Source organism: Arthrobacter sp. NPDC056691 (assembly GCF_042791415.1).
In the GTDB taxonomy this organism is placed as follows: domain Bacteria; phylum Actinomycetota; class Actinomycetes; order Actinomycetales; family Micrococcaceae; genus Arthrobacter.
In genome coordinates, this window is sequence record NZ_JBHTXX010000018.1 from 62,073 (window position 1) to 88,912 (window position 26,840).

General features: G+C 65.3%; 24 protein-coding genes and 1 pseudogene. 9 read left to right on the forward strand and 16 right to left on the reverse strand.

The annotated features are described in order from the left end of the window. Positions 1–17 precede the first annotated feature (17 nt). Positions 18–647: a TetR/AcrR family transcriptional regulator gene (locus ACFRAU_RS15210; protein WP_378000538.1), complete on the forward strand. Its 630-nt coding sequence runs from the start codon at positions 18–20 to the stop codon at positions 645–647. Positions 648–709: 62 nt separating this feature from the next. Here ACFRAU_RS15210 and ACFRAU_RS15215 read toward each other — a convergent pair whose 3' ends face one another. The 3 genes from ACFRAU_RS15215 to ACFRAU_RS15225 all read right to left on the reverse strand — a co-directional run bounded on the left by ACFRAU_RS15215 (position 710) and on the right by ACFRAU_RS15225 (position 4,766). Beyond that, on the reverse strand, positions 710–2,089 hold the full coding sequence (locus tag ACFRAU_RS15215; protein WP_378000539.1) for an NAD-dependent succinate-semialdehyde dehydrogenase: 1,380 nt from the start codon (positions 2,087–2,089) through the stop codon (positions 710–712). 42 nt (positions 2,090–2,131) lie between these two features. Beyond that, entirely contained in the window at positions 2,132–3,757 is a 1,626-nt protein-coding gene (locus ACFRAU_RS15220) for a flavin-containing monooxygenase (protein WP_378000540.1), read from the reverse strand. A 73-nt stretch (positions 3,758–3,830) separates the two neighbouring features. Continuing rightward, the gene (locus tag ACFRAU_RS15225; RefSeq protein ID WP_378000541.1) at positions 3,831–4,766 is read right to left on the reverse strand and encodes an alpha/beta hydrolase; all 936 of its coding nucleotides are present in this window, start codon (positions 4,764–4,766) and stop codon (positions 3,831–3,833) included. Between the two features lie 254 nt (positions 4,767–5,020). Between ACFRAU_RS15225 and ACFRAU_RS15230 the strand changes: the two genes are divergently transcribed. The 3 genes and pseudogenes from ACFRAU_RS15230 (at position 5,021) to ACFRAU_RS15240 (ending at position 7,919) form a co-directional block, all read left to right on the forward strand. Continuing rightward, a complete protein-coding gene (locus tag ACFRAU_RS15230; RefSeq protein WP_378000542.1) occupies positions 5,021–6,079 on the forward strand; it encodes an alcohol dehydrogenase in 1,059 nt (352 codons plus the stop codon). Between the two features lie 10 nt (positions 6,080–6,089). Further along, positions 6,090–6,692, forward strand: a pseudogene (locus tag ACFRAU_RS15235) (GAF domain-containing protein); the annotation flags it as partial. Positions 6,693–7,721: 1,029 nt separating this feature from the next. Then, on the forward strand, positions 7,722–7,919 hold the full coding sequence (locus ACFRAU_RS15240; RefSeq protein WP_378000572.1) for a helix-turn-helix domain-containing protein: 198 nt from the start codon (positions 7,722–7,724) through the stop codon (positions 7,917–7,919). Positions 7,920–8,015: 96 nt separating this feature from the next. On the opposite strand, the gene ACFRAU_RS15245 is transcribed toward ACFRAU_RS15240, so the two are convergent. The 3 genes from ACFRAU_RS15245 to ACFRAU_RS15255 form a co-directional block, all read right to left on the reverse strand. Next, positions 8,016–9,389 (reverse strand): MFS transporter, encoded by a 1,374-nt coding sequence (locus ACFRAU_RS15245; RefSeq protein ID WP_378000543.1) that lies wholly within the window; start codon positions 9,387–9,389, stop codon positions 8,016–8,018. Positions 9,390–10,019: 630 nt separating this feature from the next. Beyond that, the gene (locus tag ACFRAU_RS15250) at positions 10,020–10,742 is read right to left on the reverse strand and encodes a nucleotidyl transferase AbiEii/AbiGii toxin family protein (protein WP_378000544.1); all 723 of its coding nucleotides are present in this window, start codon (positions 10,740–10,742) and stop codon (positions 10,020–10,022) included. Beyond that, positions 10,721–11,215 (reverse strand): hypothetical protein, encoded by a 495-nt coding sequence (locus ACFRAU_RS15255; RefSeq protein WP_378000545.1) that lies wholly within the window; start codon positions 11,213–11,215, stop codon positions 10,721–10,723. The genes ACFRAU_RS15250 and ACFRAU_RS15255 overlap by 22 nt, the downstream gene beginning before the upstream one ends. Positions 11,216–11,424: 209 nt before the next feature. Between ACFRAU_RS15255 and ACFRAU_RS15260 the strand changes: the two genes are divergently transcribed. Then, complete coding sequence (locus ACFRAU_RS15260; RefSeq protein ID WP_378000546.1) at positions 11,425–11,583, forward strand: hypothetical protein; 159 nt, start codon at positions 11,425–11,427, stop codon at positions 11,581–11,583. Positions 11,584–11,722: 139 nt separating this feature from the next. Here the strand turns inward: ACFRAU_RS15260 and ACFRAU_RS15265 are convergent, their stop codons facing one another. The 3 genes from ACFRAU_RS15265 to ACFRAU_RS15275 form a co-directional block, all read right to left on the reverse strand. Further along, positions 11,723–11,902, reverse strand: coding sequence for a hypothetical protein (locus ACFRAU_RS15265; RefSeq protein ID WP_378000547.1), 180 nt, complete (start codon positions 11,900–11,902; stop codon positions 11,723–11,725). A gap of 116 nt (positions 11,903–12,018) precedes the next feature. After that, positions 12,019–12,369, reverse strand: coding sequence for a DUF6036 family nucleotidyltransferase (locus ACFRAU_RS15270; protein WP_378000548.1), 351 nt, complete (start codon positions 12,367–12,369; stop codon positions 12,019–12,021). Between the two features lie 79 nt (positions 12,370–12,448). Continuing rightward, positions 12,449–12,832, reverse strand: coding sequence for a hypothetical protein (locus ACFRAU_RS15275; RefSeq protein WP_378000549.1), 384 nt, complete (start codon positions 12,830–12,832; stop codon positions 12,449–12,451). 610 nt (positions 12,833–13,442) lie between these two features. Between ACFRAU_RS15275 and ACFRAU_RS15280 the strand changes: the two genes are divergently transcribed. Together ACFRAU_RS15280 and ACFRAU_RS15285 are read left to right on the forward strand one after the other, a co-directional pair. Next, complete coding sequence (locus ACFRAU_RS15280) at positions 13,443–13,967, forward strand: hypothetical protein (RefSeq protein WP_378000550.1); 525 nt, start codon at positions 13,443–13,445, stop codon at positions 13,965–13,967. 413 nt (positions 13,968–14,380) lie between these two features. Continuing rightward, entirely contained in the window at positions 14,381–16,306 is a 1,926-nt protein-coding gene (locus ACFRAU_RS15285; protein ID WP_378000551.1) for a transketolase, read from the forward strand. Positions 16,307–16,578: 272 nt separating this feature from the next. Here ACFRAU_RS15285 and ACFRAU_RS15290 read toward each other — a convergent pair whose 3' ends face one another. After that, complete coding sequence (locus tag ACFRAU_RS15290; RefSeq protein ID WP_377994690.1) at positions 16,579–16,881, reverse strand: DUF4193 domain-containing protein; 303 nt, start codon at positions 16,879–16,881, stop codon at positions 16,579–16,581. 301 nt (positions 16,882–17,182) lie between these two features. Between ACFRAU_RS15290 and ACFRAU_RS15295 the strand changes: the two genes are divergently transcribed. Next, a complete protein-coding gene (locus tag ACFRAU_RS15295; RefSeq protein ID WP_378000552.1) occupies positions 17,183–17,458 on the forward strand; it encodes a hypothetical protein in 276 nt (91 codons plus the stop codon). 365 nt (positions 17,459–17,823) lie between these two features. After that, positions 17,824–19,188 carry a N,N-dimethylformamidase beta subunit family domain-containing protein gene (locus tag ACFRAU_RS15300; RefSeq protein WP_378000553.1) on the forward strand — a complete coding sequence of 455 codons (1,365 nt, stop codon included), beginning with the start codon at positions 17,824–17,826 and terminating at the stop codon, positions 19,186–19,188. 6 nt (positions 19,189–19,194) lie between these two features. Here the strand turns inward: ACFRAU_RS15300 and ACFRAU_RS15305 are convergent, their stop codons facing one another. The 6 genes from ACFRAU_RS15305 to ACFRAU_RS15330 form a co-directional block, all read right to left on the reverse strand. Beyond that, complete coding sequence (locus ACFRAU_RS15305; protein ID WP_378000554.1) at positions 19,195–20,001, reverse strand: polysaccharide deacetylase family protein; 807 nt, start codon at positions 19,999–20,001, stop codon at positions 19,195–19,197. Between the two features lie 891 nt (positions 20,002–20,892). After that, positions 20,893–21,759, reverse strand: a complete 867-nt coding sequence (locus tag ACFRAU_RS15310; RefSeq protein WP_378000555.1) for a lytic murein transglycosylase — start codon at positions 21,757–21,759, stop codon at positions 20,893–20,895. Between the two features lie 4 nt (positions 21,760–21,763). After that, the gene (pstB, locus tag ACFRAU_RS15315; protein ID WP_377994600.1) at positions 21,764–22,702 is read right to left on the reverse strand and encodes a phosphate ABC transporter ATP-binding protein PstB; all 939 of its coding nucleotides are present in this window, start codon (positions 22,700–22,702) and stop codon (positions 21,764–21,766) included. Positions 22,703–22,716: 14 nt separating this feature from the next. Continuing rightward, complete coding sequence (locus ACFRAU_RS15320; protein ID WP_378000556.1) at positions 22,717–23,712, reverse strand: sortase; 996 nt, start codon at positions 23,710–23,712, stop codon at positions 22,717–22,719. Continuing rightward, a complete protein-coding gene (locus ACFRAU_RS15325; RefSeq protein ID WP_378000557.1) occupies positions 23,709–25,481 on the reverse strand; it encodes a substrate-binding domain-containing protein in 1,773 nt (590 codons plus the stop codon). The genes ACFRAU_RS15320 and ACFRAU_RS15325 overlap by 4 nt, the downstream gene beginning before the upstream one ends. Next, positions 25,478–26,839 carry a PstA family ABC transporter permease gene (locus ACFRAU_RS15330; protein ID WP_378000558.1) on the reverse strand — a complete coding sequence of 454 codons (1,362 nt, stop codon included), beginning with the start codon at positions 26,837–26,839 and terminating at the stop codon, positions 25,478–25,480. The genes ACFRAU_RS15325 and ACFRAU_RS15330 overlap by 4 nt, the downstream gene beginning before the upstream one ends. Position 26,840 lies beyond the last annotated feature (1 nt).

A 26,840-nucleotide genomic window follows, 5' to 3' on the forward strand; every position in this document is an offset into this window, starting at 1 on the left:
AAAGGGGCCTTTTCTCAATGAACGGTACAGACGCGGTCGACGGCGGCACGGCCGCGGCAACAGCCTCAGGCCACCAGAGGCGCCGCGCGCGTACAGAACGGGTGGTCCTGGACGCTACGCGCGAACTGCTGGCGGAATCCGGTTTCGGCAGCCTGACCATCGAACGCGTTGCCGAACGGTCCGGCGTCGCGAAATCCACCATCTACCGCCGGTACCGGTCCCGCAATGACCTGGCGCTGGCGGTCCTGCTGGACATGCTGGGCGATGTCAGCACCCTGCCGTACGCCAAGGACACCAGGCAGGAATTGACCCGCCTGGTGGACCGGACTGTCGACCTGATGTCCAACTCCCTGTTGGGACGGATCATGCAGGGCCTGGTTTCCGAAGTGGCTGCCGACGTCGAACTTGCCAAAACCTACCGGGAGACAGTGGTGGCCAAGCGCGTGCGGGAGGTCACCGCCCTGGTGGAACGCGGCGTCGAACGCGGCGAACTGCGGGAAGGGCTGGACCCCGAACTGGTAACGGACGTTCTGCTCGGACCCATTTATTATCGGCTGTTCCTCAGCGGCGAGCCTCTCGACGAACGGTTCGGCGGGCAGCTGGTTGCGGCCCTGTATCCCGCCTTCGCGAAGGACCACCAGGGTTAACTGCCGCCGCCAGGTTGCGGTCAAGGTGACCGCAACCTGGCGACTTGGCACGTCCTCCTGGCTCACCGGGCCCCGGGGCTGCGTACCAGCTTCTTGTTGGCAAACTCATTGAAGCCAAACCGGGCCAGCTCCCGCCCAAAACCAGAGCCCTTGACGCCGCCGAACGGCAGGTCCGGGGAGCTCTTGCTGGCGCTGTTGATCCACACCATGCCCACTTCGAGCGCCTCGGCCAGCCGCTCCGCTTTCGTCGTGTCGGCGGTGAAGATGCTGGAGGACAGGCCGAACGGCGAGTTATTGGCGAGCTCGGTAGCCTCCTCCACGGAGCCGACGCGGTAGACGACAGCGGCGGGCCCGAACAGTTCCTCGGCGAAGGCGCGCATGTCCGGCGTGACGCCGGCCAGGACCGTGGCGGGGTAATAGGCGCCCGGGCCGTCCGGCCGCTGGCCGCCCAGCAGCAACGACGCCCCCTTGGCCACCGCGTCCTGGACCAGCTCGTGGAGCTCTTCAACGCCCGCCACGGATGAGAGCGGCCCGAGCTTGGTGTGGGGATCGGTGGGATCGCCCAGCTGCCACCCGGCCATCGCGTCGACGAACTTCTGAAGGAACTCCTCGTACACGCTGTCCGCCACGATGAACCGCTTCGACGCCGTGCATGCCTGGCCCCCGTTGGAGAGCCGGCCCACGACGGCGGCGCCCGCAGCCGCGTCGATGTCGGCGTCGTCGAGGACAATGAACGGGTCCGAACCGCCAAGCTCCAGGACGCACTTCTTCAAATGCCGGCCCGCCACCTCACCGACGGCCGCCCCTGCCTTCTCCGACCCCGTCAGCGAAACCCCCTGCACGCGCCGGTCCGCGACGGCGGCCGCCACCTGCGCAGAGGAAATGAAGGCGTTGAGGTACACGCCGTCCGGCAAGCCGGCCTCGCCCAGGACCCGCTCGATGGCCAGGGCGGACTGGGGGCAGTTGCGCGCGTGCTTGAGGATGATCGTGTTGCCGAGCGCGATGTTTGGAGCGGCAAACCTGGCCACCTGGTAGTACGGATAGTTCCAGGGCATGACTCCGACCAGGGGCCCGATGGGTTCAGTGCGGACTACAGCCGTTCCGGGGCCCTTGATGGTCAGCTCCTCGTCCGCGAGGTACTCCTCGATGTGGTCGGCGTAGTGCTGGTAGATGGATGCCACCAGTTCCACCTCTCCTCTGGCCTGGGCAATCGGCTTGCCCATTTCCAGGGTGAGCAGCTTGGCCAGTTCACCGGCCTGCTCGCGGTGGAGTTCCGCCGCCCGGGTGAGGACAGCCCGGCGCTGCTCCAGGGGTGTGGTGCGCCAGGACCGGTAGGCCGCGGCGCTCTGTCCGATCATGCTGTCCAGGCCGGCGTCGGAGATTTCCGGGTACTGTGCGGTTATGTCCCCGGTCGCCGGGTCGGCGGTGGTGTACACGCCCATGGTTTGTTCTCCTTTGTCGTGAAAGCTTGGTGGATCGTGGCCTTAGGCGGCGACGGCGGCGGCCGGCTTCAGCTCGAAGCCGCGGTATTCGTTGGCAGTGACGTCGTCCAGGACGCCGCGGTAGTTGCCCAGGCCACCCAGGTAGAACAGCACGCTGGGCTTCTTGCCCGGGACGTTCGCGCCGAAGATCCAGGACTCAACCTTGGTGAAGACGGTCATGTTAGCGATCTGCGTGCAAAGCTCGGTCCATTCGGCTTCGGCCTCGGCAGTGGGCTCGATGGCCTGGATGCCTGTCCGCTCGGCGTAGTCGATGGTCTCGCTGATCCACTCGACCTGGGTCTCGATGCTCGGCGGCAGGTTGGTGAACGGGCCGTTGGGTCCCAGCACCATGAACCAGTTGGGGAAGTTCGCGGTGGACATGCCCAGGTAGCTGGTGGGCTGCCCGTCCCAGTGGTCGTTGATGTTCAGCCCTTCACGGCCCGTGATCTCCATGCGGCGGTAGTTGCCGTCCACTGCGTCGAACCCGGTGGCGAAAACGATGACATCCAGTTCGTGCAGCACGCCGTCCTCGGTCAGCACGCCCTTGGCGGTGACTTCGCGGATGGGGTTTTCCCTGATGGCCACTGCCTCGACGTTGGGGCGGTTGAACACCTGGAAGTAGCCGTCGTCGCACAGCGGGCGCCGGGCGAACAAGCCTGTCGGCGTCAGCTTGCGTGCCGTCTCCGGGTCCTCGATGGTCTCGACGATCTTGTTCCGGATGAAGGCTGCCGCCGTCTCGTTGGCTTCCTCATCGGTGGCGATGTCGCTGAAAGTTTCGAACATGAAGCGGAAGCCACCGCCGTAGTCCCAGGCTTTCTCGAACACTCGAATGCGTTCTTCTTCCGAGACGCTCATGGCCGGGACAGTGCTCTCCTCGAAGCCGAAGGCAACGCCGGAACCCTTGACCTGCGTCCAGATCCTGTCGTAGTCGGCCTTGATCGCGGCGATCTGCTGAGCGGCCACCGGGCGCTTGCCCACCGGGACGGAGTACTGCGGCGTCCGGACGAAAACCGTCAGGTGCTCCACTTCAGGAGCCAGAGCGGTGATGACCTGCTGGCCGGTGGAGCCGGTGCCGATCACGCCAACGCGGCGACCGGCCAGGGACTTGCCTTCCGGCCAGGCAGCAGTGTGGATGGTTTCGCCTTCAAACGTGTCGATGCCGGGGAGGTTGGGGAAGTTGATGGCAGAAAGCAGCCCCACGGCGTTGACGACGTACTTGGCCCGGTACACCGCGCCGCCGCCGGTGGTGACTTCCCACAGGCCCTCGTCTTCGCGGTAGGTAGCGGACTTGACCTCCGTGCCGAAGCGGAAGTGGCGGCGGAGGTCGAAGCGGTCAACGACGCCTTCGAGGTACTCGAGGATCTCCGGCTGGGTGATGTAGGTGTGCTTCCAGGTGCCGTCCTGCAGGAGGTCCTTATCGAAGGAGAAGCGGTAGACGTGGCTCTCGGTGTCGGAGAGTGCGCCGGGGTAGCGGTTCCAGTACCAGGTGCCGCCGGGACCGTCGGCCTTGTCGAAGCCGACGACCGTGAGTCCTTGCTCGTTGGCCAGTTTGTGGACGGCGTAGATGCCGCCGAAGCCAGCGCCGATGACGACGGCGTCAACGGTGTGGAAAGTGTTCTGTGCAGTCATGGCGAACTCCTTTGTCGTTCTGATGCAGGGGACGAAATAGTGGATGGTGTGGGTGCAGCGTGGGGCGACCGGGTTATTTCCGGTACCAGGCGGCGAGTTTCTCGAACTCCTGGGCGACAAGTGCGGAGCGCCCTGCCAGGAACGGGTAGACATGTTGCTGTCCCTCGCCGATGGACAAGGTGACGTCCACACCTGCTGCCTTGGCTCGCTCCTCAAGACGGGTGGCGTTGTCCAGGAGTGATTCCACGCTGCCGGCGGTGATGTACAGGCGCGGGAATCCGGTGAAGTCCGCGTGGAGTGGGTTCGCCAGCGGGGTGGTGGGGTCCACGGTGCCTCCGAGGACCCCGGCGATCATGCCTTCGAGCAGTTCCGGGGTGATCAGGGCGTCGGTGTCGTTGTTGGTGACGAGGGTTTCGCCCTTGTTCTCCATGTCCAGCCACGGGGAGAAGGCGATGACCTGGCCGGGGCCGGGCTTTCCCTGCTCCTTGAGGGCAAGCGCAATGGCGATGGCAAGGTTGCCGCCGGCGGAATCGCCGATGGTGGTGATGTCTGCCGGTGCAATCCCTGAGGCAACGAGCGCTTCGAAGGCCGCGACGCCGTCGTCGATTTGTGCCGGGTGCTGGAACTCGGGGGCGCGGCGGTAGTCCAGCACGAAGCTTACGGAACCGAGGGCCTTGGCGACATGGGCTGCAAGCTTGCGGTGGCTTGCGGCGGATCCGACGGCGAATCCGCCGCCATGGGTGTACAGGAGCACCTTGGTCCTGTCCGCGCCCTTGGGCAGGCACCAGATGCCCGGAACGCCGCCAAGCGTGTCCTCGCGGTACATCACGCCCTCCGGCTCGACTGTCGGCTGGTGCCACTCGTCGAAAATGGAGCGGAACAGGCGCATGGTCAGGTCGGGCGTTGTGGCCATGATCTGGGCCCAGTCAGCGTAGAGGTTGCGCAGTACGTCCTGGCTCTTGCCGTCGGCAGACGTGACGCCGGACTGTTCAACAACATTGATAGTCATGATGGTTTCCTTTGACTTGCTCGGTCTCTTGCCTGTGGCCTCTTCCCTGTTGCGATCGCCGCCACGGCATCTGGAATCAAAGGTAGAAGTGTGCTCCATGCCACAGGTGTTCCAATCTGAAACACTGCCCGGGAGCCGGGGAATTGATACCGGATGGAACACCAAAGGACCCGGCTATTGGTATTGGAAGATGCAGCAATAGTTGGACATGATGAATGGATACCCATTGCCACAATGAAGAGGTGTTTCCCGCAATGCACGCATTCGCTGTCCTCCCGGACGATGCCACCATCCATGACCTGGAGTTGTCGACGCCAAGCCCCGAAGGGCGGCAGGTGCTCCTGAAAGTCATGCGGGCCGGCGTCTGCCACACCGACACTCACCTGCGCGAAGGCGGCTATGACCTGGGCAGCCGTGGCCAGATGAGCATGAAGGACCGCGGTATCCAGTACCCGATGGTTCTGGGTCACGAAGTAGTCGGCGTTGTCGCGCAGGTTGGCTCTCACGTTGAATCCGTCCGCGTCGGCGACGTGCGCCTGATCTACCCGTGGATCGGCTGCGGCACGTGCCGTCAGTGCCGCGAAGGCCACGATAACCGCTGCGCGGCCGGACAGAACCTTGGGGTGGCCCGCCACGGCGGCTACGCCGAGTACATCATGGTGCCCGATGAGAAGTACCTCTTGGACATTGACGGCCTGGACCCGAGTTGGGCAGCGACGCTGGCGTGTTCCGGCCTCACCGCGCACAGTGCCGTGGACAAGGTTCTTCCCGTTGAACCAGACGAGCCCGTGGTCATCTTTGGGGCAGGAGGGCTCGGGCTGACTGCCATAGCGATCCTCCGGGCCCGGGGCCACCGCAACATCTGCACGGTCGATGTCGCGGAACGGAACCTTGCCCTCGCCCGGGAGATGGGCGCCACAAGCACGGTCCTATCCGGAGCCGACGGCGGGGCAGCCGACATTCAACGCGCGGCAGGCGGACCCGCCAGCGCCGTCGTGGACTTCGTCAATAACGGCGCCACAGCCACATCCGCCTTCGATGTCCTCGCCAAGGCGGGGACAATGGTCCAGGTAGGACTCTTCGGCGGTGAGGTCACCCTACCCACTGCAATGCTGGCGCTGCGCATGATCCGCATCGAAGGCAGCTTTGTCGGGACGCTTTTCCAGCTGCAGGATCTGGTCCGCATTGCGAAAACAGGAAAACTGCCCACCATCCCCGTCTCCGAAAGGACCCTGTCTGCGGCCGAAGTTTCCCGGGCCCTGGACGACCTGACCGCCGGCGGTATCGCTGGACGCATCGTTTTGACTGCCTGAGAATGAGAAAGTGAAGGACAAATCACGCCGCGAAGACGCGCTCCGGAGCGCCCGGGAGCGGCTGATAACGGAGGGCCTCGTCAGGGCCTCCGTCCCTGCGTCGCTGGTAGCTGAAGAAATCGAACAGAGCTGGCGGCGCTCAGTCTCGCACCACGTAAATCCCGCAACAGGTCCCCACATCCTTGGTGAAGTCGATCCGGACAGCGCCATCCTGCGCGCTGCCGGAAGGATTTTGGACCAATGGCAAAACAACCTCACGGACACCCGTCTGGCCCTCTTCCTCGCCGACGAGGAGGGCAGGATCGTCTCGCGGCGCATTATTGACGCCCAGGACACGCGCACATTGGACAACGCCAACGCCGCGGAAGGGTTCGTCTTCTCCGAACAGGCCCTGGGCACCAACGGCCTCGGCACCCCCATTGAAGGGCGCGAAGTCGTTTTCGTCCGCGGCCATGAACACTTCAATGACGCGCTGGCCCGGCTGGCCTGCGCGGGAGCTCCCATCAAACACCCCATCACGGGCCGGATCGTGGGATCGCTGTCCATCGCATCCCATGTCGATGCCTCGAGTCCCCTGATGCTTTCCATGGCACGGCAGGCCGGTCATCAGATCGCTGAGGCACTCGAGCTCATGGCCGACTCCCGGAACCTTGAGCTGGCCCGAACCTACCGGCAGTTCCGGTCCTCCAAACACCCGGTTCTGGTCATGAACTCGGAAACCGTCATGACCGACCTGCCCGCACTCGCCCACTTTGACGCCGAGTCCCACGCGTATCTGTGGGAAATGCTGCGCATGCACCACTGGGACCAGGACAGGCTGCAACTCGAACTCCCCGTTCTCGGAACCGAAGCCATGGTGCGCCGCCTCGGCCGCGCTGGCCAGGACGCGATCTTCGCGCTGGAGTTTACGGCGCCAGCCAGCGCGGCCACCGAGGGTGGTCCTGCCGTCATCAACCGCCCCGAGCAAAGATCCGAGCCGGCGCTCCGCGACGTGCTGATCGGCCTGTCCTCCCGCCAAGCCAGGACGACGACCTCTTACAGCGCCCTCCAACGCGGGCTCACCGCTGCTGCCGCCGTCGATGGCCTGATCCGCGTTGTCGGGGACCCTGGTACTGGGAAGCGTTACCAGTCCTCAAAGTGGCTGCGGCAGCACACCGGACGGGAGCCCAAGACATTCACCGCAGAAATGCTCACCGAGGACGGGCCGGCCTGGGCGCGCATGGAAGCGGCGTTGAATGAAGGCTGCGGGATCGTTGTCGCTGGAGCCAGCCCCGACGATGATTTGGTAGAGCGGCTCGCGGGATTCGCGGCGGTAGACCGCCCCGGCGTCCACCCCGGGGCGCGTGTGATCCTCACCCAACGGACCAACGCCTCACTGACCTACGACGGTGCCGGGGGTCTTCAAGTGCCGGTGCGCCTGCCATCCCTTGTGGAACTGCGCGGTGAGCTGCTGGACATCGTGCGCGAGGTTTCGGCCGAACTCTTCCCCGGGGCACCCTCTCCACGGTTCTCCCCCGCCGCGCTTCAATGCCTGCTGGCTTGGCGCTGGCCGGGCAACGTGGCCGAGTTGGCACGGGTCCTAACTGACGTACGACGGTTGGCCGGCACTGGCCTGATCCAGACCAAGGACCTGCCAACCCCCATGCGCCAGACAACTTTGTCCTCGCTCAGCCGCTACGAGCAGTCCGAGCGCGATGCCATCGTGGCTGCCTTGGCCGAATCCGACGGCAACAAGTCCCGTGCCGCGGAAATTCTGGGCATCGGCCGCACCACCATGTACCGCAAGATGCGTGCCCTGAAAATTGACGACGACGAACGAATGATCGCCCCCGGACCATAACCCGGGAATCTGGCGCTTCTCCCCCACACGAACGGGCCCCCGACGCTGTGTCGGGGGCCCGTTCGTGGCCGCTTTTCTAGTTCGTCTGGTCCGGGATCACGTCAAGGCGCGCGTGGAGTCAGCTGGTTCGGTCCGGTTCAGGTGCTGCCGCAAAGCCTCAACCCGGGGACCGCCAAGCAGTTCCGTGGGGGTCTTGGACGTCTCGCGCATTCCCGTCACGGCGACCGCAGCGATGCCGGCGGCGACCGCGCCGAAGATTGCCACCGGCAGCCAACCCGACGGGCCGGGCACAAGGAGTATCGCCGCGACCATGGGGGCGAATCCGGCCAGGAGATTTCCTAGCTGGTTGCTGACGGCCATGCCCGTGAAGCGGACAGGTGCCGGGAACTGCTCTGCGAAGAACGAGGTCCACACGCCGTTGTAGCAGCTGAAGAACAGCGTCATGTTGATGAAGGCGAAGACCGCAATCAGCAGGATGTCCGTCGTCGAGATCGCCCACAGGTAGCCGAAGATCGTAACCGCACAGCCGGCAGAGGAGATCAACACTGTCCGCTTCCTGCCGATGACATCGGAGAGGTAGCCGGCTGCCGGAAGGGTGAAGATGGACAACGCTATGGCACCGGAGATAACGGCTAGCATCGCGCTCCGGTCCACCCCGACCGAGGCGCCATAGGACAAGCTGAACACGGCGAACAGGGTCTGCATCGCTGCCATCAGCGACGCCCCGGCAACGCAGAGCACACTCCGCCAGTGATGCTTGAACACGTCGCTCAAAGGCAGCTTCCGGACAGCACTTACGTCCTTGGCCTCGGCGAACACCGGCGTTTCATCCAGATGGCTGCGCACGTAGTACGTAATCACCACCACGACGGCGCTGAGCCAGAAGGGAACCCTCCAGCCCCAACCGAAAAGGTGTTCGGCGGGTAGAAGCGCCACTGGCAGGAAGACTATGGTCGCCAAGGAGCAGCCCACGGCGTAGCCCACCATGACGAAACTGGTAAAGAAGCCCCTCCGCCCAGCCGGGGAGTGCTCGACCGTCAACGTCGAGGCACCGGCAGATTCGGCCCCCGCGGAGAAGCCCTGGACCACGCGCAGGACCACCAGCAGCGCCGGGGCCAGCACGCCCACCTGGTCGTACGTCGGAAGACACCCGATGGCGAAGGAGGCCACGCCCATCATGACCACCGTCGCAAGCATGACCCGCTTGCGGCCAAGGCGATCACCGAAGTGACCCATCACGACCGCGCCGACAGGCCGGGCCGCGTAGCCCACCGCAAAGGTGGCAAACGATCCGATCAACGATACAGCGGGATCCCCGGACGGAAAAAACAGCACGTTGAAGACGAGGGCCGCTGCGGCGCCGTACACAAAAAAGTCGTAGTACTCGAGCGCGCTTCCAAGGAGCGCGGCTGTCGCCGCGCGGCGGGGTGTCATCGCCGGCGGCGACGACGTGGTGGTGGTGCTTGTCATGTGTTTCTCCCTTGAAACAGGCTCACTGGCCAGCGGAACAGGTGGGAATGCTTGCACCCGCTTCGATAAGCGACGGGCGGTCTTGCCGCGGCGCCCCCAAAAAGTGACAGCCGCCGCGGCGTCTGTATCCAAGGTAAAGGTGTGTTACAGCGCACAGTGTTCCAATGTGAAACAGCAGCGCCGCCGTCAATTGCCCGTCCTGTACCCGTACCCCCGCCAGCTTTGCCACTCAGTTCAGAGCCTTAGCTTGCCGCCGACATGGAGGCCTGAGGTTGATCAGGGAGCGAGGCTTCCTCGCTCCCTGATGGGCTCCAGAATTCCAGGGCGGCTGGCAGGGAAATCGATCGGGACGACGGCACGGGGGAGCTGTAGAGGCGGCGGTACAGGCCGACTTCTCCCGCCTCCTCAGAATCCAGACAGCGCGGCGAAATAGGTCCTGTAGCCCGTCGCCCATGCAACGGCGCCTGTCGCCCGAGACGTCGCTTCGTGGGTTCTGGCCTGGTGCCGCACTCCACAGATCCAGTTCTGGCACAGCCTAACCTGACGTCAGGCGGCGGTCCATGGAGCCGTCAGAGAGGGGTTCTGATTGATCTTTTCTGACAATGGCTAGAGAATCTCGCCCGGGGTTCGTCATGCCAGGTCAGGGCCACGTCTGGTGTCACCGGGGCCGGTGAGGTCTACCGGTTCAATGATCTGGCCGGCGACGTATTGGTGCTGACGGATGGTTTTGGCGAATCCCGTAAGGGTGGTATCCAGCCGTGAGAGGTCTTCGGCCGGGAAGCCGTATTTGGTGAATTCGGTGGTCGGCACGGTGCGGTGACCCGTCATGGACGCAGCGAACATCTCTCGGTCAAGATGCGGGTCCCGTCGCCGGCACAAGTCGATCAGCTGCGCCGGGGTGAACCGTCCACTGCTGATGATCGAATACGCATCAAGGTAGTCCCGGGCGTAACCGCGTGAATAAACCGTCAGGAGTTTGGAAGCCACCGAATCCTTCAGCGACATCACCGGCCCCAGGTCCACGACGGCGGGCTGGTCCTCCCACCAGTCCAGACCGAGGTCCATGACGACCGTCGTGTCGCCCTTTTCCACGGTCAGGCTGGCAAACGCCACGTACTGGCGCGTGACCTCGACAGTGTACCCGGCCGCTTCAAGGGCTGATCTCATCTTGTCCACGCACGCCGCGAACGATTCAGGGGTGTGCCTTCGGTACAGCGCGAACAGATCAACGTCCTCCGACATCCGGCCGATCACCCCGTGTTCGGCCAGCGCCTGTCCGCCGGCCAGGATGAAGCCGTCGTCGGCGAGAACGGACAGCGCTATTTCTGTGGCTACACGCTGAGCGTCGTCCACGAGGGATGCTCCCTGCTTTCACGGTGATGGGGAAGCTGAGGGAAGGCGGTCTCCCAGAGGTGACGGCACCGGCCGGGCAGCCGCATCGAGGGCCACAGGGCAAGCAGCCGACCGGTATTGATGATCCCGCCCATCTCATCGACCGACCCCGAGTTCTGCAGCGTCAACTGGTACAGCACGGAGCAGCTTCCATCATCACCGATGTCATAGACCCTGTCCGGTCCCCAGTCCAAATGGAGCGGCAGCTGCACCGTACCCGACGCCGGCCCCTTCAGATCCTCAAAGGCACCCGGGACCAGGTAGACGAGGGAATCAGCAATGGTGTGCCGGGCCTCCGGCCCGTAAACATACTCCCGCAGTCCCGCCCGCACGCGTTCAGAAACCGTCGTACCCTCGCTGGCAGCCTTAGCCTGCGCCTGGTCCCACAAGTCATCTTCAATGCGGATCGTATGCCTCGTTGTACCGGCTGACATAGCACCATCCCCTCGCTACCTTCCTGTTCCTTCCGCTTCTAACGTTACAGGGTGTCATGACACCGAGGAATGCTTTTGTCAAGGTCTGCCAGCGGCAACCGGGCTTGAGGTCTCCCGGAATCCGGAGCTCTTCGGAGGGCGGAGACATAGCCCCAATTTTCATCCCTGACCGCGCCCCAACAGTCATGCAGCCAGCCGGGAGCCCTGCCATGAATATCCAGGACGGAACAGTTTTCATGTTCGCTATCTCGCGCCGGCTCGGCCACGCCGCCACCCGAACCACCGAAGAAGTCTATGGGCACCTCATGCCGCAGGCACTCCAGGACGGCGCGGACGCCATCGAACGCGCCGTCCAAGGCTTCCTCTAACCGCAGCGAGACACGCTGGGTGACGGGTTCACCCAGTACGGCTGAACTCCTAGGCCGACGCTTTGCCGCGTGCCGGCGCCGTCCCTTCCCCTGCCGCTGGGGCGGTTCAGGGGACTCAACGTGACTGCTCTGTGATTCCTTACCGAGCAACAGCGCTACGACCGGCCGCGTTATCCCTGGGGAGGTTGGCCATGCGCTCATTCCGGCGGGGTTTGGCGGCCGCGCCCGGAGCTGGCCGGTTCAGGAGCAGCGCCTTGGCGGCAGCCATCGCTTCTTCGGCGACGATCTCATAGTTTTCGGCCGGCGCAATGAGAGCCACGGAATGTTCGCCATATTTCTCAAACGCGAGCCGCACGAGCTCCGGCCTGCTCAATGCCCAATGCGAGCACTATGTGTCCGAGATCCTCGATGTCTTTCGTCCGCTCTGCCGCCATTTCATCGCGGCCAGAGTGGGCAGATCAGCGAGCCTGACCGCTGGGATGTCCCCTCCGGTCCCGCGATCCACTGGGCTTGGTCGGGCAGGAATGCCGCCGCGTTGGGGTTCAGCCACTTCGGGGGCAGACCGTACTCCCGCGCCATATCGTCCGCCACCTCGTCGACCAGGTCGCCAGGGGCGTATCGTGCGTCGATGTCCCTTGTCGCGCGGTCCAGCACTCCATGGAGCAGGAGCGCGGCCCCGCCGACGATCTGGATCTCCAGCGTGACGCCACGAACTGCGAGTCGCGCTTCCACCTCACGCAGCAGTTCTACGACGTCATCCCGCCGGAACTCCCGCCCGACGCTCAAACCGTCGCCAGATCCCGCTCACGGATCCAAACATTCATGGCAGCAATCTCGCTCGGCGTCTCGCGCCGGATGAGGTCTTTCATCCGGTCGCTGACGGATGCAGCTTCTCGGCCAAAAAGACGGGCTCGGACGACTCCTTAGCCCGCTTGGCCCATTCAGGGACGGGGGTACGGGTCTTCGCGGCCACCCAGCGGGTGACTGCCCCCAACGCCACCCGGTAAGCATCGTCGTCGAGGGTCGGCGCAACGGGCATCAGCACCCGGCCCGCTGAAAGCGACGCGCTGGCGTACTCTCCCAGCAGGCGGATGGCGAAATGAAAGTCGCCTTCGCGGATCGCTTGGGCGAAGTCCCCGGCGAACTCACGGGCCGCCGTATCGTCTACGGTGATGTCCAGTCTAAGGACCCCCATCGCCTTCAGCGCCAGGCCGAAGGACGCGCCTTCCTTTCCCGCTTCCAAATCCACGATGAACTTGCGGGAGGCGCCGATGGCATCGGCCAGCGCCTGCTGAGTCTAGCCCAGAGCCTTCCGCCGCTCGCGCAGGGCGCGGCCGACGGCGTCCGCATTCATGTCCATGAACCACTTACGGCACCGTACTGTTACATTTCCCTTCCCGGCATCCTCCCGGCTGCCTCGTTCGTTCGCTCATGATCGAGACCGCAGAATTCTTCGGCTTCGCCCGCACTCTGGTCAAAGTCGATTGATGGTCTGGGTGCCCGCTGACAAGCCGAAGAAATGTCCAGATGGGCCGCCCTCCAGCCTGACATTAGGTGCCCAGATGCAGCCACGATGAAACGGGGCAAGCGGTCTCAGCCGGCGGCGGATAGCGGCCGCCCGAGTCCTCCGTATTGGTGGTATTCCCCGGCCGGGATGCCTTGACCTGCCGCAACCGCCACGACTTCCCCGACTTCCTTCGATGCGCCGCGCGCCAAGTCGGGCTGGTCTGAACCATTCGGCATCCGATGACGTCGTATTGCTTAAGCCCGACGATCTCCGGCCTGACTCCGGCATGCAGCCGGGTCCAGCCAAGGCCGAATATTTCGGTCGGGCGCGCACGGCAAACCAAGGAGCAGCAATGAGAAAGCAACTGGGCGTCGGAATCGCCGCCCTGGCACTCGCAGCGGCGCTGGCCGGCTGCGGCGGGAGCCAGGGGACCCCGAGCCCCACTACGGGGACACCGCTGACGACAGCCACCGCACCGGAGCCGGGAATGTCCACTACTCCTGCAGCCAGCGTCGGACTCAAAACAGCCAATTCCGCGGCTGGACAGATCGTAGTTGGCGAAAACGGGATGAGCGTCTATTTCTTCACCAAGGATGTCAAGGATTCGGGCAAGAGTGCCTGCACAGATGCCTGCGCAACAGCATGGCCTGCGGTCACCACCACGTCCGGTTCACCCACTGTTGAAGGCGTCAGCGCCAAGATCGGCACCATCAGCGCAGCCGGAGGTACGAAGCAGATCACTATCAATGGCATGCCGGTGTACTACTTCGCCAAGGACAAGAAGGCCGGGGACATCCTGGGCCAGGGAATGAACGCTTCCTGGTATCTGGTCAGCCCGGCCGGCGAGATGCTGAAGTCCGCCGGCGGCGGATACTAGAGCCGCTGCCGTCGGGTTTCCGGCGCGATAGGGAGTGCTTCATCAGCGGCGCCCGGCAGCCGGATATTCCACCGGCGCGAGCCGGGTCTTGCTCAGCTCGCGTGGCAGCACAGACTCGAACCTTTTGGTTCAAAATTAGCCACGGCAGTAAGCGGCAGAGGAAGACAGTGGCAGGTTCCCTGTTGTGGATTACTGAGGGTCCTAGAGCCAGGAGCTTCGGGGCCCTCAGACATTTGCCGCCAACTATTTTTCTCTCAGCGCGATGCTGTAGCCGAACCCGCACCAGCCCCTGATCCCGGTCCCGATCGTGGGCGGAGACGTTCCGGTGGCGGAGGCTGAAGCGTCTTGACTGGCTTCTCCCTTTGGGGCACGCTGCAGGGGTCCGGCAAGTTCCATCAATGGAGGACGTGGCCATGGCCCCGGCAAACCAGGATGACCTCAGCACCAATTTTTCACAGGTCGCCGAACTCGCTGCGCAGCTGCGGGTCGACTCCATCCGGTCAAGCACGTCCGCCGGGTCCGGCCACCCGACGTCGAGCATGTCTGCCGCTGACCTGTTGGCGGTCCTCGTCAGTCGTCATCTGCGCTATGACTGGGACGACCCGGATCTGGACGCCAACGACCATCTGATCTTCTCGAAGGGCCATGCCTCTCCCCTGCTGTACTCCGTCTTCAAAGCCGTCGGCGTGATCTCGGACGATGAACTCATGACCGGCTACCGCCGCTTCGGCCAGCGCCTGCAAGGACATCCGACGCCGGCCCTGCCGTGGGTGGATTTCGCGACGGGTTCGCTGGGGCAGGGACTTGCCGACGGCGTCGGCGTTGCCTTGGCAGGAAAATACCTGGACCGGCTCCCCTACCGTGTCTGGGTCCTGTGCGGAGACAGCGAAATGGCGGAAGGCTCCGTCTGGGAAGCCTTGGACAAAGCCTCCCACTACGGCCTTACCAACCTGATCACCGTCGTCGACGTGAACCGGCTGGGTCAGCGGGGTGAGACCGAACTCGGCTGGGACATGGAGTCATATGCCCGTCGGGTCCAAGCTTTCGGAGCGCAGGCCATCATCATTGACGGACACGATCCCGGCATGATTGATGAGGCATTTTCCAGTGCCACAAAAGCATCCGGGAACAAGCCGGTCGTCATCCTCGCCAAGACAGTCAAAGCCAAGGGCTTCGCCGAGATCGAAAACAGCCCCGATTGGCACGGAAAACCCCTCCCGCCCGACATGGCCGACAGGGCCATCGCCGAACTCGGCGGTGAAAGAACGCTCACCGTGCGCGGGCCGCTTCCTGACGCCGGCTCAAAGGCTGAAATTGGGGCCCCCGGCGCACCTCTTCCACGCTACAAAGTCGGCGACAAGGTCGCCACCCGAAAAGCTTACGGCGACGCCCTGGCAGCCCTCGGCGCGAACGATCCCGCCGTTGTAGCCCTGGACGGCGAGGTCAGCAATTCAACCCACGCCGACGAATTCGCCCACGCGTTCCCCGGCCGGTTCTTCGAGATGTATATCGCCGAGCAGCAGCTCATCGCGGCCGCAACAGGACTGGCCAGCCGGGGATACAAAGCGTTTGCCTCTACCTTCGCGGCCTTTCTCACCCGCGCCCATGACTTCATCCGCATGGGCGCAATTTCCGGGGCCGACCTTCGTCTTTCAGGTTCCCACGCCGGCGTCGAGATCGGCGCGGACGGTCCCTCGCAAATGGCACTGGAAGACCTGGCCATGCTCCGGGCCGTGCACGGTTCAACCGTCCTCTACCCTGCCGACGCCACCAGCGCAGCCGCACTCGTGCAGACCATGGCCGGCACCTCCGGGATCAGCTACTTGCGCACCACCCGCGGCGCCTACCCCGTCCTGTACGGCCCGGAGGAGCAATTTCCACTCGGCGGCTCCAAGCTCCTGCGCTCATCGGACACAGACGACGTCACGCTGATAGGGGCAGGTGTCACCCTTCACGAGGCACTCAAGGCAGCGGAAATCCTCGGTGCTGAAGGAATCCAGGCACGGGTCATCGACTGCTACTCCGTAAAACCCGTGGACGCAGAAACGCTGCTCACCGCCGCCGGCGAGACACGCGGCCGCGTCATCATCGCGGAAGACCATCACCCCGAAGGCGGCCTCGGCTCGGCGGTCAAGGACGCGTTACTCCTGGCCCCACCGAGTGACCTGTCGATATCGCACCTGGCGGTGCACGGAATGCCCGGGTCCGGAACCGGGCCGGAACTCCTCGCATGGGCAGGAATCGATGCCAAACACATCGCCCAGGCGGCCCGGCACCTGATCCAGGCAGGAACACCCGCCGGTCGCAGTGACTTGGCCCTTCCTGGCCAAAAACCCTGACGTTCGCGAGACGCCAGGCCACGGGAATTCGCCGGGGTCACCGCAGAGGCGTTCAACACTGAACATCATCCCTGCCCTGGCCACACTGCTGGAAATCATCCTCGCCTGAGATGGCACCCACTGTGCCCGGCGGCTGGCGCACCATTCAGCGGCAACAGCACGTTTCCCTGCAATTCGCCTGCTGCTGGGCGCCCCTGCGGCCCGGCTCCCACCGGAACTTCAAACTGTATCCAGCTGTTGCGGCTGTTGCTGGCCGGCATCCAGTGTCGCCCTTATCCCTCGCACTCGATGCAATATGAGTGGCCATCCTTTACGCGTGCGAGCTGGGACTTGTGCCGGACCAGAAAGCAGGAATAGCAGGTGAACTCATCCTTGGCCTGGGGAACCACCTGAACAATCAGTTCCTCGGCGACGAACTCCCCGCCCGGGGTCATGGCCTCATCCAGCGCATCGGTTTCGTCCAGCTCACGGACGACGCTCCGCGCATCCGGGGCGTTAGCCGATTGCAGAGCCTCCAGCGAACGGTCCTGGGACTCCTTAACGTCGGAGCGTACCTCGTCGTAATCCGTTGCCACTTCGGTCCTTCTCTCTCGGGCGTTTTGCCTGACGGAACTGCAACGCAAATGATGTCTCCGGTGTTCCCGCAACTGGCCAACCGCATGCAGTGCCCGGGAGACCGCAAAACATGTCCTTCGCTTCAGCCCGGTCCCCAAGCGGAAATCTTGCCAAAGCACCGCACCGGAGCCCAACCGGGCGAGCTCCCTCGGAGCGCAAGCGTTCCAATGGCTCACGATGAGAAGAGTCTCAGCGACGTCTCACCGTCGGCTCAGAGTGCAGGCCCATGATGAAACCAACAGCGCCAGGAAGGACACTGACATGCTGATTGGATTTCAGCCCGTCGCCGGACACGCCACGGATGGCGCACAGAAGCTGCAAGCGCCGGGTCCCCGCACGCCTGAGCCAACGGCCCGCTCCGACCTTTACGAACAGGTCATCGGCATCATCGTGGACATCCTCTCTTCACCCGTACGTCCGCAAGTCCGGGAGAAGCTGCTCAGGCACGTTGCGAACAACCCCGGACACCCGGAAAGAGCACTTTTTGATCATCTTCGCGACCCGGACCTTCGAAGACCAGGCCACCACGAGCGATGAACAGCCGGAAGGCAGCGCGGCAGCACCGCCACCCGGCCCTCCGGGAAGAACACATAACCCTCCAAAGTCTGAGGCAGCTGCCCGGTCCGTAGAGGTTTGGACGTCCGTTCTGTTCATGCATTCAGGTGCGCCCCCTCAACGGGGTTCGGGAGAAAGGTCACCGGGGACATGACCGTGAAGTATTCAGCCGTCTGGCGCCGCATCGCATTCAGCGCGGGTCTTGCGCTTTCCTGCCTGACAATTTTCTCCCTGGCACTTTCCTTTCTGACGCCACTGGAATATCCGCGCACAGGCGGCGGCACCACCGGTCCCGCCGGTGGTGTTGTTGCGTCGGCTGCGGGTACCGGTTCGCTCGGCGTGTCGATGTGGCGAAGGAAAACCGTCGCCCGGGCACTCCCCGCGACCAGGTCCCCACCCACTGGTCGTCGACGGCGGCCCTGGAAGGATTCCTGGGCCAGAACGCCTCCACGCCCCGGCAACGGACCGTGGATCTCTATATCAACTCCACTCCGGGCAGCATCAACATCCAGGCCTTCCGGGTCGGTTACTACAACGGAGCCGGCCAGCGCCTGGTCTGGGCATCCGGACCCGTGAGCGTGCGCAGGCAGCGCGCCTGCACCGTCCAGCGCGTAACCCGGATGGTCTCGTGCCCGTGGGCCATGACAACCAGGCTGGACACCGGCAACTGGCCGGAGGGTCTCTACTATCTGATACTGACCGGCGCCGCAGGCCAGGCCCACATGATCCCCCTCGTCGTCGAGTCCGCGGCAGTCAAGGGAAAAGCCGTACTCGTCGTCAACGACTGCACGATGCAGGCCTACAACAGGTGGGGCGGCTACTCCCTCTACGCCGGCCCGGGAAACCGGTACCGGACCCGCTCGTACAAGGTGTCCTTTGACCGGCCGTACAGGAATTTCACCGAGATCGACAGACGCGACACCCCGCTGATCCGCGCCGCCGAAGCCATCCGCGACCCTCGCCTGCGCCTGGCCTACACCACCGAGGCCCGGATCAGTGGGAACCCGTCCCTGGTCAATGGAGCCGCGGCCGTGATCTTTGCCGGACACTCCGAATACTGGTCCCCGGCCCTGCGACGGAATATCGAGACAGCCCGAAACGGCGGCACCAACGTCGTCTTCTTCGGGGCAAACAACGTGTACTGGCGGACCCGGCTGGAGGCATCCCGGACCGGGGCCAACCGGGTCGAGGTCTGCTACCGCGAGGCGCGGCTGGACCCCGCCCGGTTCAGCCATCCGGACGCGGTGACCACACAATGGCGCCAGGGACCCAGGCCCGACGCCGAATCCACCCTCACCGGCGCGGTCTACGGGGACCTGCAGGCCACCGGCACGTTCACCGTCACAGCCCCCCGCTTCTTCGCATTCACAGGGACCGGCGCAGCCAGGGGCGAGACCTATCCCGGACTCGTACAAGGCGAAACCGATGAGGTCTACCCGACAGCCAGGTACCCGCTGCTGCGATACCCTGCCAACCTGCACGTGTTCGCACACTCCCCCGAATCCGGCCACCACACCCACCACGGCTGGGCCGACTCCACCTTCTACACCACACCCGCCGGCGCTGGCGTACTCGACATGGCCTCCATGGACTGGCTCCTCGCCCAGACCGAAAGCACAGTCCCCGCCCGCTCACGGGCCTTCGCCACCCGCGTCACCCAAAACATCATCGCCGCAGCCGCCACCGGACCCCTGGGCCACCGCCACAACTAGATCTTTTCACGATGCCGCCGGCGCGGGAACGGAAACAGGGGCAGGGGCCACGTCGGACAAACGCAGGAACTTCAGCCCGCGCCGGCGCAGGACGGGGACGGCTGCCTTGATACCGTCGGCGGTGCCGCCGCGGGGGTGGTTGGCGTGCGCGATGACAATGTCCCCGGCTACCGCACCGGATACCTGGGCAGCGACGGTCGGCGCCGGGAAGGTCGCCCCGCCGTCGCCATTGACGCTGAAGCCCACCGGAAGCAACCCCATCGTCCTGGTGATTTCGATGGCGACGTCGTCGAAGAAGGCCGTACCCGACCGGAAATAGCGCGGGGGTTTGGGCATCAGGCCAGCCAGGTACTCCTGGTTAATGCCCACCTCGTCGAAACAGGAGCCCGCGTCCCGCGTGCCGGCAATTCCGTAGGCGCTCCTTCCGCTTACGGACAAGGGCAGGTGCGCTGACCCGTGATTGGCGACGTCGAACAGCGGGTTGGCGATCAGGCGCCGGGCTGCGGTCCTGTTCGCGTGCACCCAGCGGTAATTGAGGAAAAATGTGGCCGCGACGTCGTTGCGCTCCAGGAAGTCGAGCAGGTCCCAGTCCACCCGGTTCCCTCCGTGGCCGCCGCAGCAGTCGAACGTCAGTGCGACGGCGTCGTGGGCGGCCGTCCGCAGTTGCACCCCTGGCGCCTCCAAGCCCCAGTAACGCGGGCTCGAGGCGCCGAATTTCTTGACGATGCCTGCGCGCTCCGCCGACAAGGCCGCCTTGGTCGGCCCGGTCGGCACGCGGGCGCCTGTACCCGGATGCCGGCTGACCGCGGGCATTTCCGGCTCCGTGGCACCCGGCGGAGTCGCGGGTGTGCAGGCGGAAAGGGCAGCCGCAGCGCCTGCCAACAGAAGGGCGCGCCGGCTTCGGAGGGATGAATTGCGCTTAGGTACCTGGCCGGCTGGGAGGTAAGCGCCCGAGGTGGAATCGGGGTGAACGGTCGGAGTCACACAAAGACTCTAAGCGCACAACCGGCCAGAACTGTCTGTTTTCAGACTGTGGCGAATCGGCTTCCGTGCGGGCCCGCTTCGTCCACGCCGGTGGCCCGGACTCGCCGGGTGGAACAAGCCTTGCCGTTGAAGGCCGTGGGTGCGACTGCTGTGCGTGGGGCTCGCGGCCTGAAACCGGGCGTGGGCCGGCCGCCTGGACCGGAATCGCGGCCACCCAACTGTTAGCCTTCAGGTCCAAGAGTTCGTTGCTGCTGCCTCGGAATCCGTCTGGAATGTCCTGACTGATACGAGCAATTTCGAGGTTTGGGACTCCGGTTTGACGCATCACGACGGCGCCATCGTTGACGGTCAGAAAATCAGGCTTGGGAAAGCCGGAGCCAGACCCCGCAGTTTCAGCGTCCGCGCAAAGCCAGGCGCCCGATGTCCCTCGTGTACTCCGGAGCGTTCGGCCTGTTCCGTGCTATAGTACCTGCACCCTTGCCCCCGGTGAATGGCGGTACCCGGTTGTTGGTTTCCGAACTCTTCGGCGGACCCCTGGCCACGGTGCTGGGCCGCCGTACGCCCCTGTCTGGATCCGCTGCAGCGTTGGCCCCGTCCGTACGTGCCGTGAAGTGACGGGCAGAACTCCTGGACCGGATGGTTTCTGCGATTAGTGACTTTCCCGGCGCACCTGCCGCCTAGGATGACGCTGCTTCCGGCACCGGTTCGCTGGGAGCGCGGTCAGCCAGCGGCTGCGAGGGCTGAGTAGGCGTTGGCCTGGTCCCGGACCTGGCTGACATAGGCTTCCGAGTGGTTGTACGACAGGACGGCGTTGGTCCAGTCTTCGCCCGACAGGAGGTCGCGGCCCTCCGCGCACAGGTACGCTGCTGCGCTCAGCGCTGCGTCGTCGATGTTCAGTGGATCGGCGACCCCGTCCCCGTTGCCGTCGCGGCCGGCGGATTGCCATGTGGACGAAATGAATTGCATCGGCCCCACAGCATGGTCCCAGGTGGTGTCGCCGTCGAGGGCGCCGCCGTCGGTGTCGGGGATCGGCGCGAACCCTTCCCCGTTCAGGCTAGGACCAATAATCGGCTGGCTCGAGTTGCCGGTGTCAGTCAGTGAACCGCCGCCGTGGGTTCCGTGCCCGGACTCGACCAGGCCGATGGCCGCCACGGTGTTCCAGCCAATGCCGCAGCCGGGCGTAGCCGCGTTGGTCCTGCTGGTCGCCTCTGCGTATGCCTGCAGGGCCCGGGACGGGATCCCGGTCCGGGCGGCCGTGCGGGCGAGCCACGCGGCGCCGGGCGCGGGCGATTTCTCCGCCGTGCCCTGACTGGCGGAGAGCGGCTGAACACCCGGGCCCGGCTCCTTCCCGGCGCTGTCGGTGGCGCCGCTGGCCGCCGGCAAAGGCTGGGGCCCGCCGGCCTGTCCGGCGTCAACGGGCAGGGCCAGGGTGACGCCGCCTGCCACGGAGCGGATGCCCTCCCCCGGGTTCGGGGCAGTTTGGGCAGCGGCGTCGGGGACTGGGAGCCGGACGGCCCAGCAGCAGAACCCCGCGATGACGCCCAGCGCGAGGAGGTTGAGCAGGAGGATGGGTTTCAGGCGCGGCATGCGGTTATCCGAACCTGCCGTTGACGTAGTCGTCGGTCCGCTGGTCCCGCGGGTTGTTGAACATGGCGCCTGTGTCGCCGTGTTCCACGATGACGCCGGGGGTGTTGTGTGCCGCGAGGAAGAAGGCGCAGGTATCGGACACGCGGGCCGCCTGCTGCATGTTGTGGGTGACGATCACCACCGTCACCTGGCCGCGCAGCGAGTCTATGGTTTCCTCGACCCTCCGGGTGGAGGTGGGGTCAAGCGCTGAACACGGTTCATCCATGAGCAGGACGCGGGGGCTGACGGCGAGCGACCGGGCAATGCACAGGCGTTGCTGCTGCCCGCCGGAGAGCCCGCCCCCGGGCTGGTGCAGGCGGTCCTTGACCTCGTCCCACAGGGACGCCTTTTTCAGGGAGTCCTCCACCAGGAAGTCTTTTTCGGCCCGGGTGGCCTTGACCCCGGCGAGTTTCAGCCCGGCGACGGTGTTTTCGTAGATGGACATGGCCGGAAAGGGGTTGGCTTTCTGAAAGACCATGCCGATGTTGCGGCGCGCTGCGGTGATCCGCTGCCGCGGATCGTAGATGTCCTGGCCGTCCAGGAGCACTTCTCCGGCGAGTGAGGCGCTGGGGATCATTTCGTGCATCCGGTTCAGGATGCGCAGGAAGGTGGACTTGCCGCAGCCTGACGGGCCGATCAGTGCGGTGACTGTGCCGGCGGGCATGCTCAGGGACACGCGGTCCAGGATTTTCCGGTCGCCGAACCATGCGCTGATGTTTTCGGCGTCCAGTCCCGCGGCCGGGTTCCGGGCGGCCAGGTCGAAGCGTTTCGTGGCGCTGATCTGGAAGCTGGCTGAGGCGTCGAACGCGTCGTCGGTGTCGAAGACGGCCAGTGGCCGGCCGTCCGGTTGCGCGTCCGTCAGTGTGTCTATGGCCACGGTGTGTGGCTCTGAAGGCTTGTTCATGGCAGATATGTCCCTTAGAGCAGGTTGGGCAGAAGGTGGTTGATTTGGGTTCCTGTCAGCAGCGCGGTGGCGCCCACGACCGGAAGGAAGACGAGCCAGGTTTCCCATTTGCCCCACCGTGTCCAGGACCAGACGGCGGCAAGGGAAACCAGGATAAGCAGCTGCAGGAGGAGAACAAGGGCGAACAGGTTTGAGGTGTCCTGGCCCATGGCCTGTTCCGTGTCCGGAAGCGAGCCCGGCAGGATGACGGGTGCGGGTTTGTCAAAGGCCTTGGAGACCAGCTTGGCGTCCACGCGCAGCACGTCGTTTGGCATGAAGGCCGGCCCGTCGGCAGTGATCAGGGTGAGCCGGCCCTCCGTGGCCGCAGGAAGCGGCGGTGCGGTGTCACCGGCCCTGCGGTGCCCGATGACTTCGTAGCTGGCAACGCCCTGGGCTGTGGTAACGGTGAATCTTGTGCCGGCTCCTGCCAGATGAAGATTCCGGAAGACCCCGCCGAAGGCTCCCGAGCGGCCCATCAGCACGCTGATGCCCGGCTGCCCGGGCAGCGGTGTGTCGCGGCGGTGCCCTACCCCGTCCATTGTCTGCGTGGCGGCGGTTCCTTCGACGATGACCTCGCGCACGTTCAGGTCCGGCATGGCGAGCAGTGCCACTGGTGTTCCCGGTGTCACGAGCTTGCCTTCGTAGTCGGCCTGGCCCAGCGGCGCCGAGCCTTCACTCAGGGTGAGCCGCAGCTGCTCGTACAAGCGCGCCTGCGCCGTGCCGTGCTGCAGGGGTGAGATGACGATGATGTTGACCAGCTGAAGCGTGATCATCGCCGCGACCATGGTCAGCGCCATGGAGAGCACCACTGCCAGGGGTTTGGGCGGGGTCACGGTCCTGGGCCGGCGGTTCGGGCGACGGCGGCGGCGCGCGCCGGCGGTACGGGGGGTTGTCCGGTTTCCGGACTCTTCCGCTGGGGTCGATGCGGCGGTGGCTGGTTCGGCTGTGTCCGGGCTGGTCAGGGTGCTCACGTGGGGGATCCTTGCTTTCCGGCCTTGGAGGCGGTCCGGCGGCCCAGCAGGTGGGCCACGAGCGGCGGGGCCAGCACGAGCACGAGCATCAGCAGTCCGATGACCACCAGCAATGTCTGGGATTGTCCCCAGCCGTTGGTGGAGGCCAGTGTGGTTGATACCGGGGTGAGCGCCTGTCCGGCGGTTGCGCCCTGGGCCTGGACCGTGGTGCCGCAGGCGCCGGTGTCCGGGTCGCAGGCGGCGGCAGATCCGGCAGGCGTGTTCATGCCGGCGGCAGCTGCCGCAGCGGCGGGTGCCGCGGCGGATCCGGCCGCTGCTGCCGCCGTCCCTGCCGTTGACCCCGAGGGTTTGGCGCCGGCAGCCGCGGGCACGGCCTTGCCGCCGCCGTTGCCGGTGTTGGATCCGGTGCTTCCCGGGCCCTGGTTCTCAGCGGCGTTGGAGCCGGCCCAGGGCGCCTGGCAGGCAGCGTTGCAGGCGGGGTCGAATGGTGCGCCCCTGACCAGCTGGTTCATCGCGGGCGAGTCGCCGGGTTTGAAGGTGGGGTTGTTGCAGGCCGGCGTTCCGCCGCTTTTAACGCTGGCCTTGGTCTGGTTCATCTTGTCCACGGTGGACTTGTCGACGCCGGGAATTTTCTGGATCTGGTCCATCGCGGCGAGGACGAGGTTCATGGGCAGCGGCGAGTAGCCGAGCTGGCCCATGGGCCGCTGCCCTTCGCAGAGGGCGTAGTTGGCGAAGTATCCCAGGGTTGCACCCTGGGCGTTGTTCAGGGCCTCGGTGGCCTGGGTGGGGACGATCATGTAGGAGTAGGCCGACATCGGGTAGGAGCGGGGATCCCGGTAGTCGTAGACCCGTGACAGGTCCTGGGAAAGGTAGTTGGCCGATTTGCTGTCGAGGTTTATTTTCGCCTGCGTCAGCGCGACGGCGACCGCGGATTCGGTGGGCAGTGTGTAGAAGCCTGCGGCGTTCTTCACCTGCGCCGCCGGGAAGTCGATGCCCTTGGCGTAGGAGTACTCGTCGTAGTTGATCGTGTACTGGTTGTTGGCCGTGTAAGTGGTGACGCCCTGGGAGCCGTTCTGGGCCACGAAGTTCTGAAGCTGTCCGTTGCCTATCGGGAAGAACGACGTCGCACGCTGGGGGTCGCAGCCTGTCTTCCGGCACAGCTTGGCGTAGTCCCCGGGGAACTGGCGGAGCAGCCAGAGCGTGAACTGGGCGGTCGCGCCTGAGCCGTCGGAGCGCACGACGACGTTGACGCGGGCGTCCGGCAGCGGCACGCCCGGGTTGTCGGCGCGGATGATGGGCTCATTCCACTTCTGGACCTGCCCGGTGAAGATCTTGGCGATGGCCTGCTGCGAGAGTTTGAGGCTGGTCAGCCGGTTGGCTCCGGTCTTCAGGTTGTACATGAATGCCGTTCCACCGGCGACCACGGGCAGCATGGCGTACTTGAATGACGGCACGCTGTTGTCGCGGGGATCTGCGGTGTCCCCGGTGTAGGGGATTTCCGAGACGGCGAACTGCTTCATCTTGTCCGCGAATTCCTTGCGGCCGGTGGAGGATCCCTTGTTTTCGTAATCGACCGTGACGCCCTGCGAGCCGACCCGGGAGACCCAGTCCTGCAGGGCGTTGCCGGCCCAGGACGACCCGGAGCCGCCGATCCTGATGTAGCTGGCGGCCTGGGCGGGGGCCAGCCCGGCGAAGATCAGCCCCAGTGCCATGAGGATGCCGGCGATGCGCGCAAAGGTGCGGGTCCTGGTCGGTCTGCGGGTCATCATGGCTTCTCCTGCCAGTTCACATCGGTGGCGCTGTCCTGACCCGTGGATTGGGTGGCGGATTCAGCGGTGGGTTCGGTGGCGTGCGGGCGTTCCGCGTGGTGTTTGGCCGCGGGCTGCTCTCCCGCGGACCGGTCCCGGTCGTGGAGCAGCCGGGTGTAGTTCTCTTCGATTCGCCGCAGGTCGCGGCGTGACACGGCGGCCATGCGGCGGAGCTGGGCGTCGGTGGTCTTCCCGGCTTCCTGGCCGCCGATCAGCCGGGCGATGATGAACAGCACCAGGACGACCAGGAGCAGAAAGGCCGCGGTGGCGAACCCGCGGGAGACCATTTCCGGGACCGGTGAGCGGACCAGGTCCAGGGCCGCCAGCGGCAGCGGGGTCTGGGGTCCGTAAAAGGGGTTGAGGTTCATGACTCCGGTGAATCCGGAGGTCAGCAGGACCGGTGCGGTTTCCCCGATGCCGTGGGCGGTGGCCAGGATGACGCCCGTGGCCAGCCCGGAGCGGACGGTTGGCAGCACGATGTACCAGACGACGCTCCACTGCCCCGCGCCCAGGGCCAGCCCTGCCTCGCGCAGGTTGCCCGGCACCAGGCGCAGTACCACGTCCGCGGACCGGATCATGATCGGCAGCATGAGCACGGTGATCGCCAAAGAGGCGGCGAAGCCGTTCGTCTGGCGGGTGATGGTCATCACGACGGCGGCGTAGATGAACAGGCCGGCAACCACCGACGGCAGCGCGGTCATGGCTTCGACGACGGTCCGCACGAGGCGGGCAAACGGCCCGCCGACCTCGTTGAGGAAGACGGCGGTGGTCAGGCCCAGGGGAATGGTGATGATGAGGGCGATGGAGATCTGCTGCAGTGTGCCCACCAGGGCGTGCAGGATGCCGCCTTCGCCCAGGCCGGACAGGGGCCCGGCGCCGGTCATGTCCCGGGTGAAGAAGTTCAGATGGGCCAGGGCCTCCTGGCCGCGGCCGAAGGTGAAGGAGACCACCAGGGCGAGGGTGCCGACGACGGCGGCGCCGGCTGCGCACAGCAGGACGGTGACGAAGCCGTCCCGCACCACGGGCAGCGGTTCTTTCAGCGCGACCAGTGCCGTGTAGAGCACCAGGAACCAGAAGAAGGACACGGCGAACAGCCAGCCCGGCGGGATCAGACCTGTGCCCACGGTCAGGAGCAGTCCCATGGCCAGGGCGCCAAGGGTTGCCCCGGCCAGCACGAGCGTGCGTTCCCGGGCTGCTCCCAGGCGGATGCGTGGCTCGTCGGTCACGGCGTCGGGTTTGTCGAGCAGGGGCAGGTGGGTGCGGTTCTCCGCGGTGCCTTGCGTGGCGGTGCGGACGCTGATTTCGTCGATCAGGGACATG

Coding starts and splice junctions, on each gene's coding strand:
- ACFRAU_RS15325 (WP_378000557.1), bottom strand. CDS start 25,481: ATGATGACCCGCAGACCGACCAGGACCCGCACCTTTGCGCGCATCGCC.
- ACFRAU_RS15280 (WP_378000550.1), top strand. CDS start 13,443: ATGAGAAAGCAACTGGGCGTCGGAATCGCCGCCCTGGCACTCGCAGCG.
- ACFRAU_RS15245 (WP_378000543.1), bottom strand. CDS start 9,389: ATGACAAGCACCACCACCACGTCGTCGCCGCCGGCGATGACACCCCGC.
- ACFRAU_RS15210 (WP_378000538.1), top strand. CDS start 18: ATGAACGGTACAGACGCGGTCGACGGCGGCACGGCCGCGGCAACAGCC.
- ACFRAU_RS15240 (WP_378000572.1), top strand. CDS start 7,722: ATGCGCCAGACAACTTTGTCCTCGCTCAGCCGCTACGAGCAGTCCGAG.
- ACFRAU_RS15330 (WP_378000558.1), bottom strand. CDS start 26,839: ATGTCCCTGATCGACGAAATCAGCGTCCGCACCGCCACGCAAGGCACC.
- ACFRAU_RS15255 (WP_378000545.1), bottom strand. CDS start 11,215: ATGTCAGCCGGTACAACGAGGCATACGATCCGCATTGAAGATGACTTG.
- ACFRAU_RS15305 (WP_378000554.1), bottom strand. CDS start 20,001: ATGCCCGCGGTCAGCCGGCATCCGGGTACAGGCGCCCGCGTGCCGACC.
- pstB (WP_377994600.1), bottom strand. CDS start 22,702: ATGAACAAGCCTTCAGAGCCACACACCGTGGCCATAGACACACTGACG.
- ACFRAU_RS15260 (WP_378000546.1), top strand. CDS start 11,425: ATGAATATCCAGGACGGAACAGTTTTCATGTTCGCTATCTCGCGCCGG.
- ACFRAU_RS15230 (WP_378000542.1), top strand. CDS start 5,021: ATGCACGCATTCGCTGTCCTCCCGGACGATGCCACCATCCATGACCTG.
- ACFRAU_RS15295 (WP_378000552.1), top strand. CDS start 17,183: ATGCTGATTGGATTTCAGCCCGTCGCCGGACACGCCACGGATGGCGCA.
- ACFRAU_RS15310 (WP_378000555.1), bottom strand. CDS start 21,759: ATGCCGCGCCTGAAACCCATCCTCCTGCTCAACCTCCTCGCGCTGGGC.
- ACFRAU_RS15220 (WP_378000540.1), bottom strand. CDS start 3,757: ATGACTGCACAGAACACTTTCCACACCGTTGACGCCGTCGTCATCGGC.
- ACFRAU_RS15285 (WP_378000551.1), top strand. CDS start 14,381: ATGGCCCCGGCAAACCAGGATGACCTCAGCACCAATTTTTCACAGGTC.
- ACFRAU_RS15215 (WP_378000539.1), bottom strand. CDS start 2,089: ATGGGCGTGTACACCACCGCCGACCCGGCGACCGGGGACATAACCGCA.
- ACFRAU_RS15225 (WP_378000541.1), bottom strand. CDS start 4,766: ATGACTATCAATGTTGTTGAACAGTCCGGCGTCACGTCTGCCGACGGC.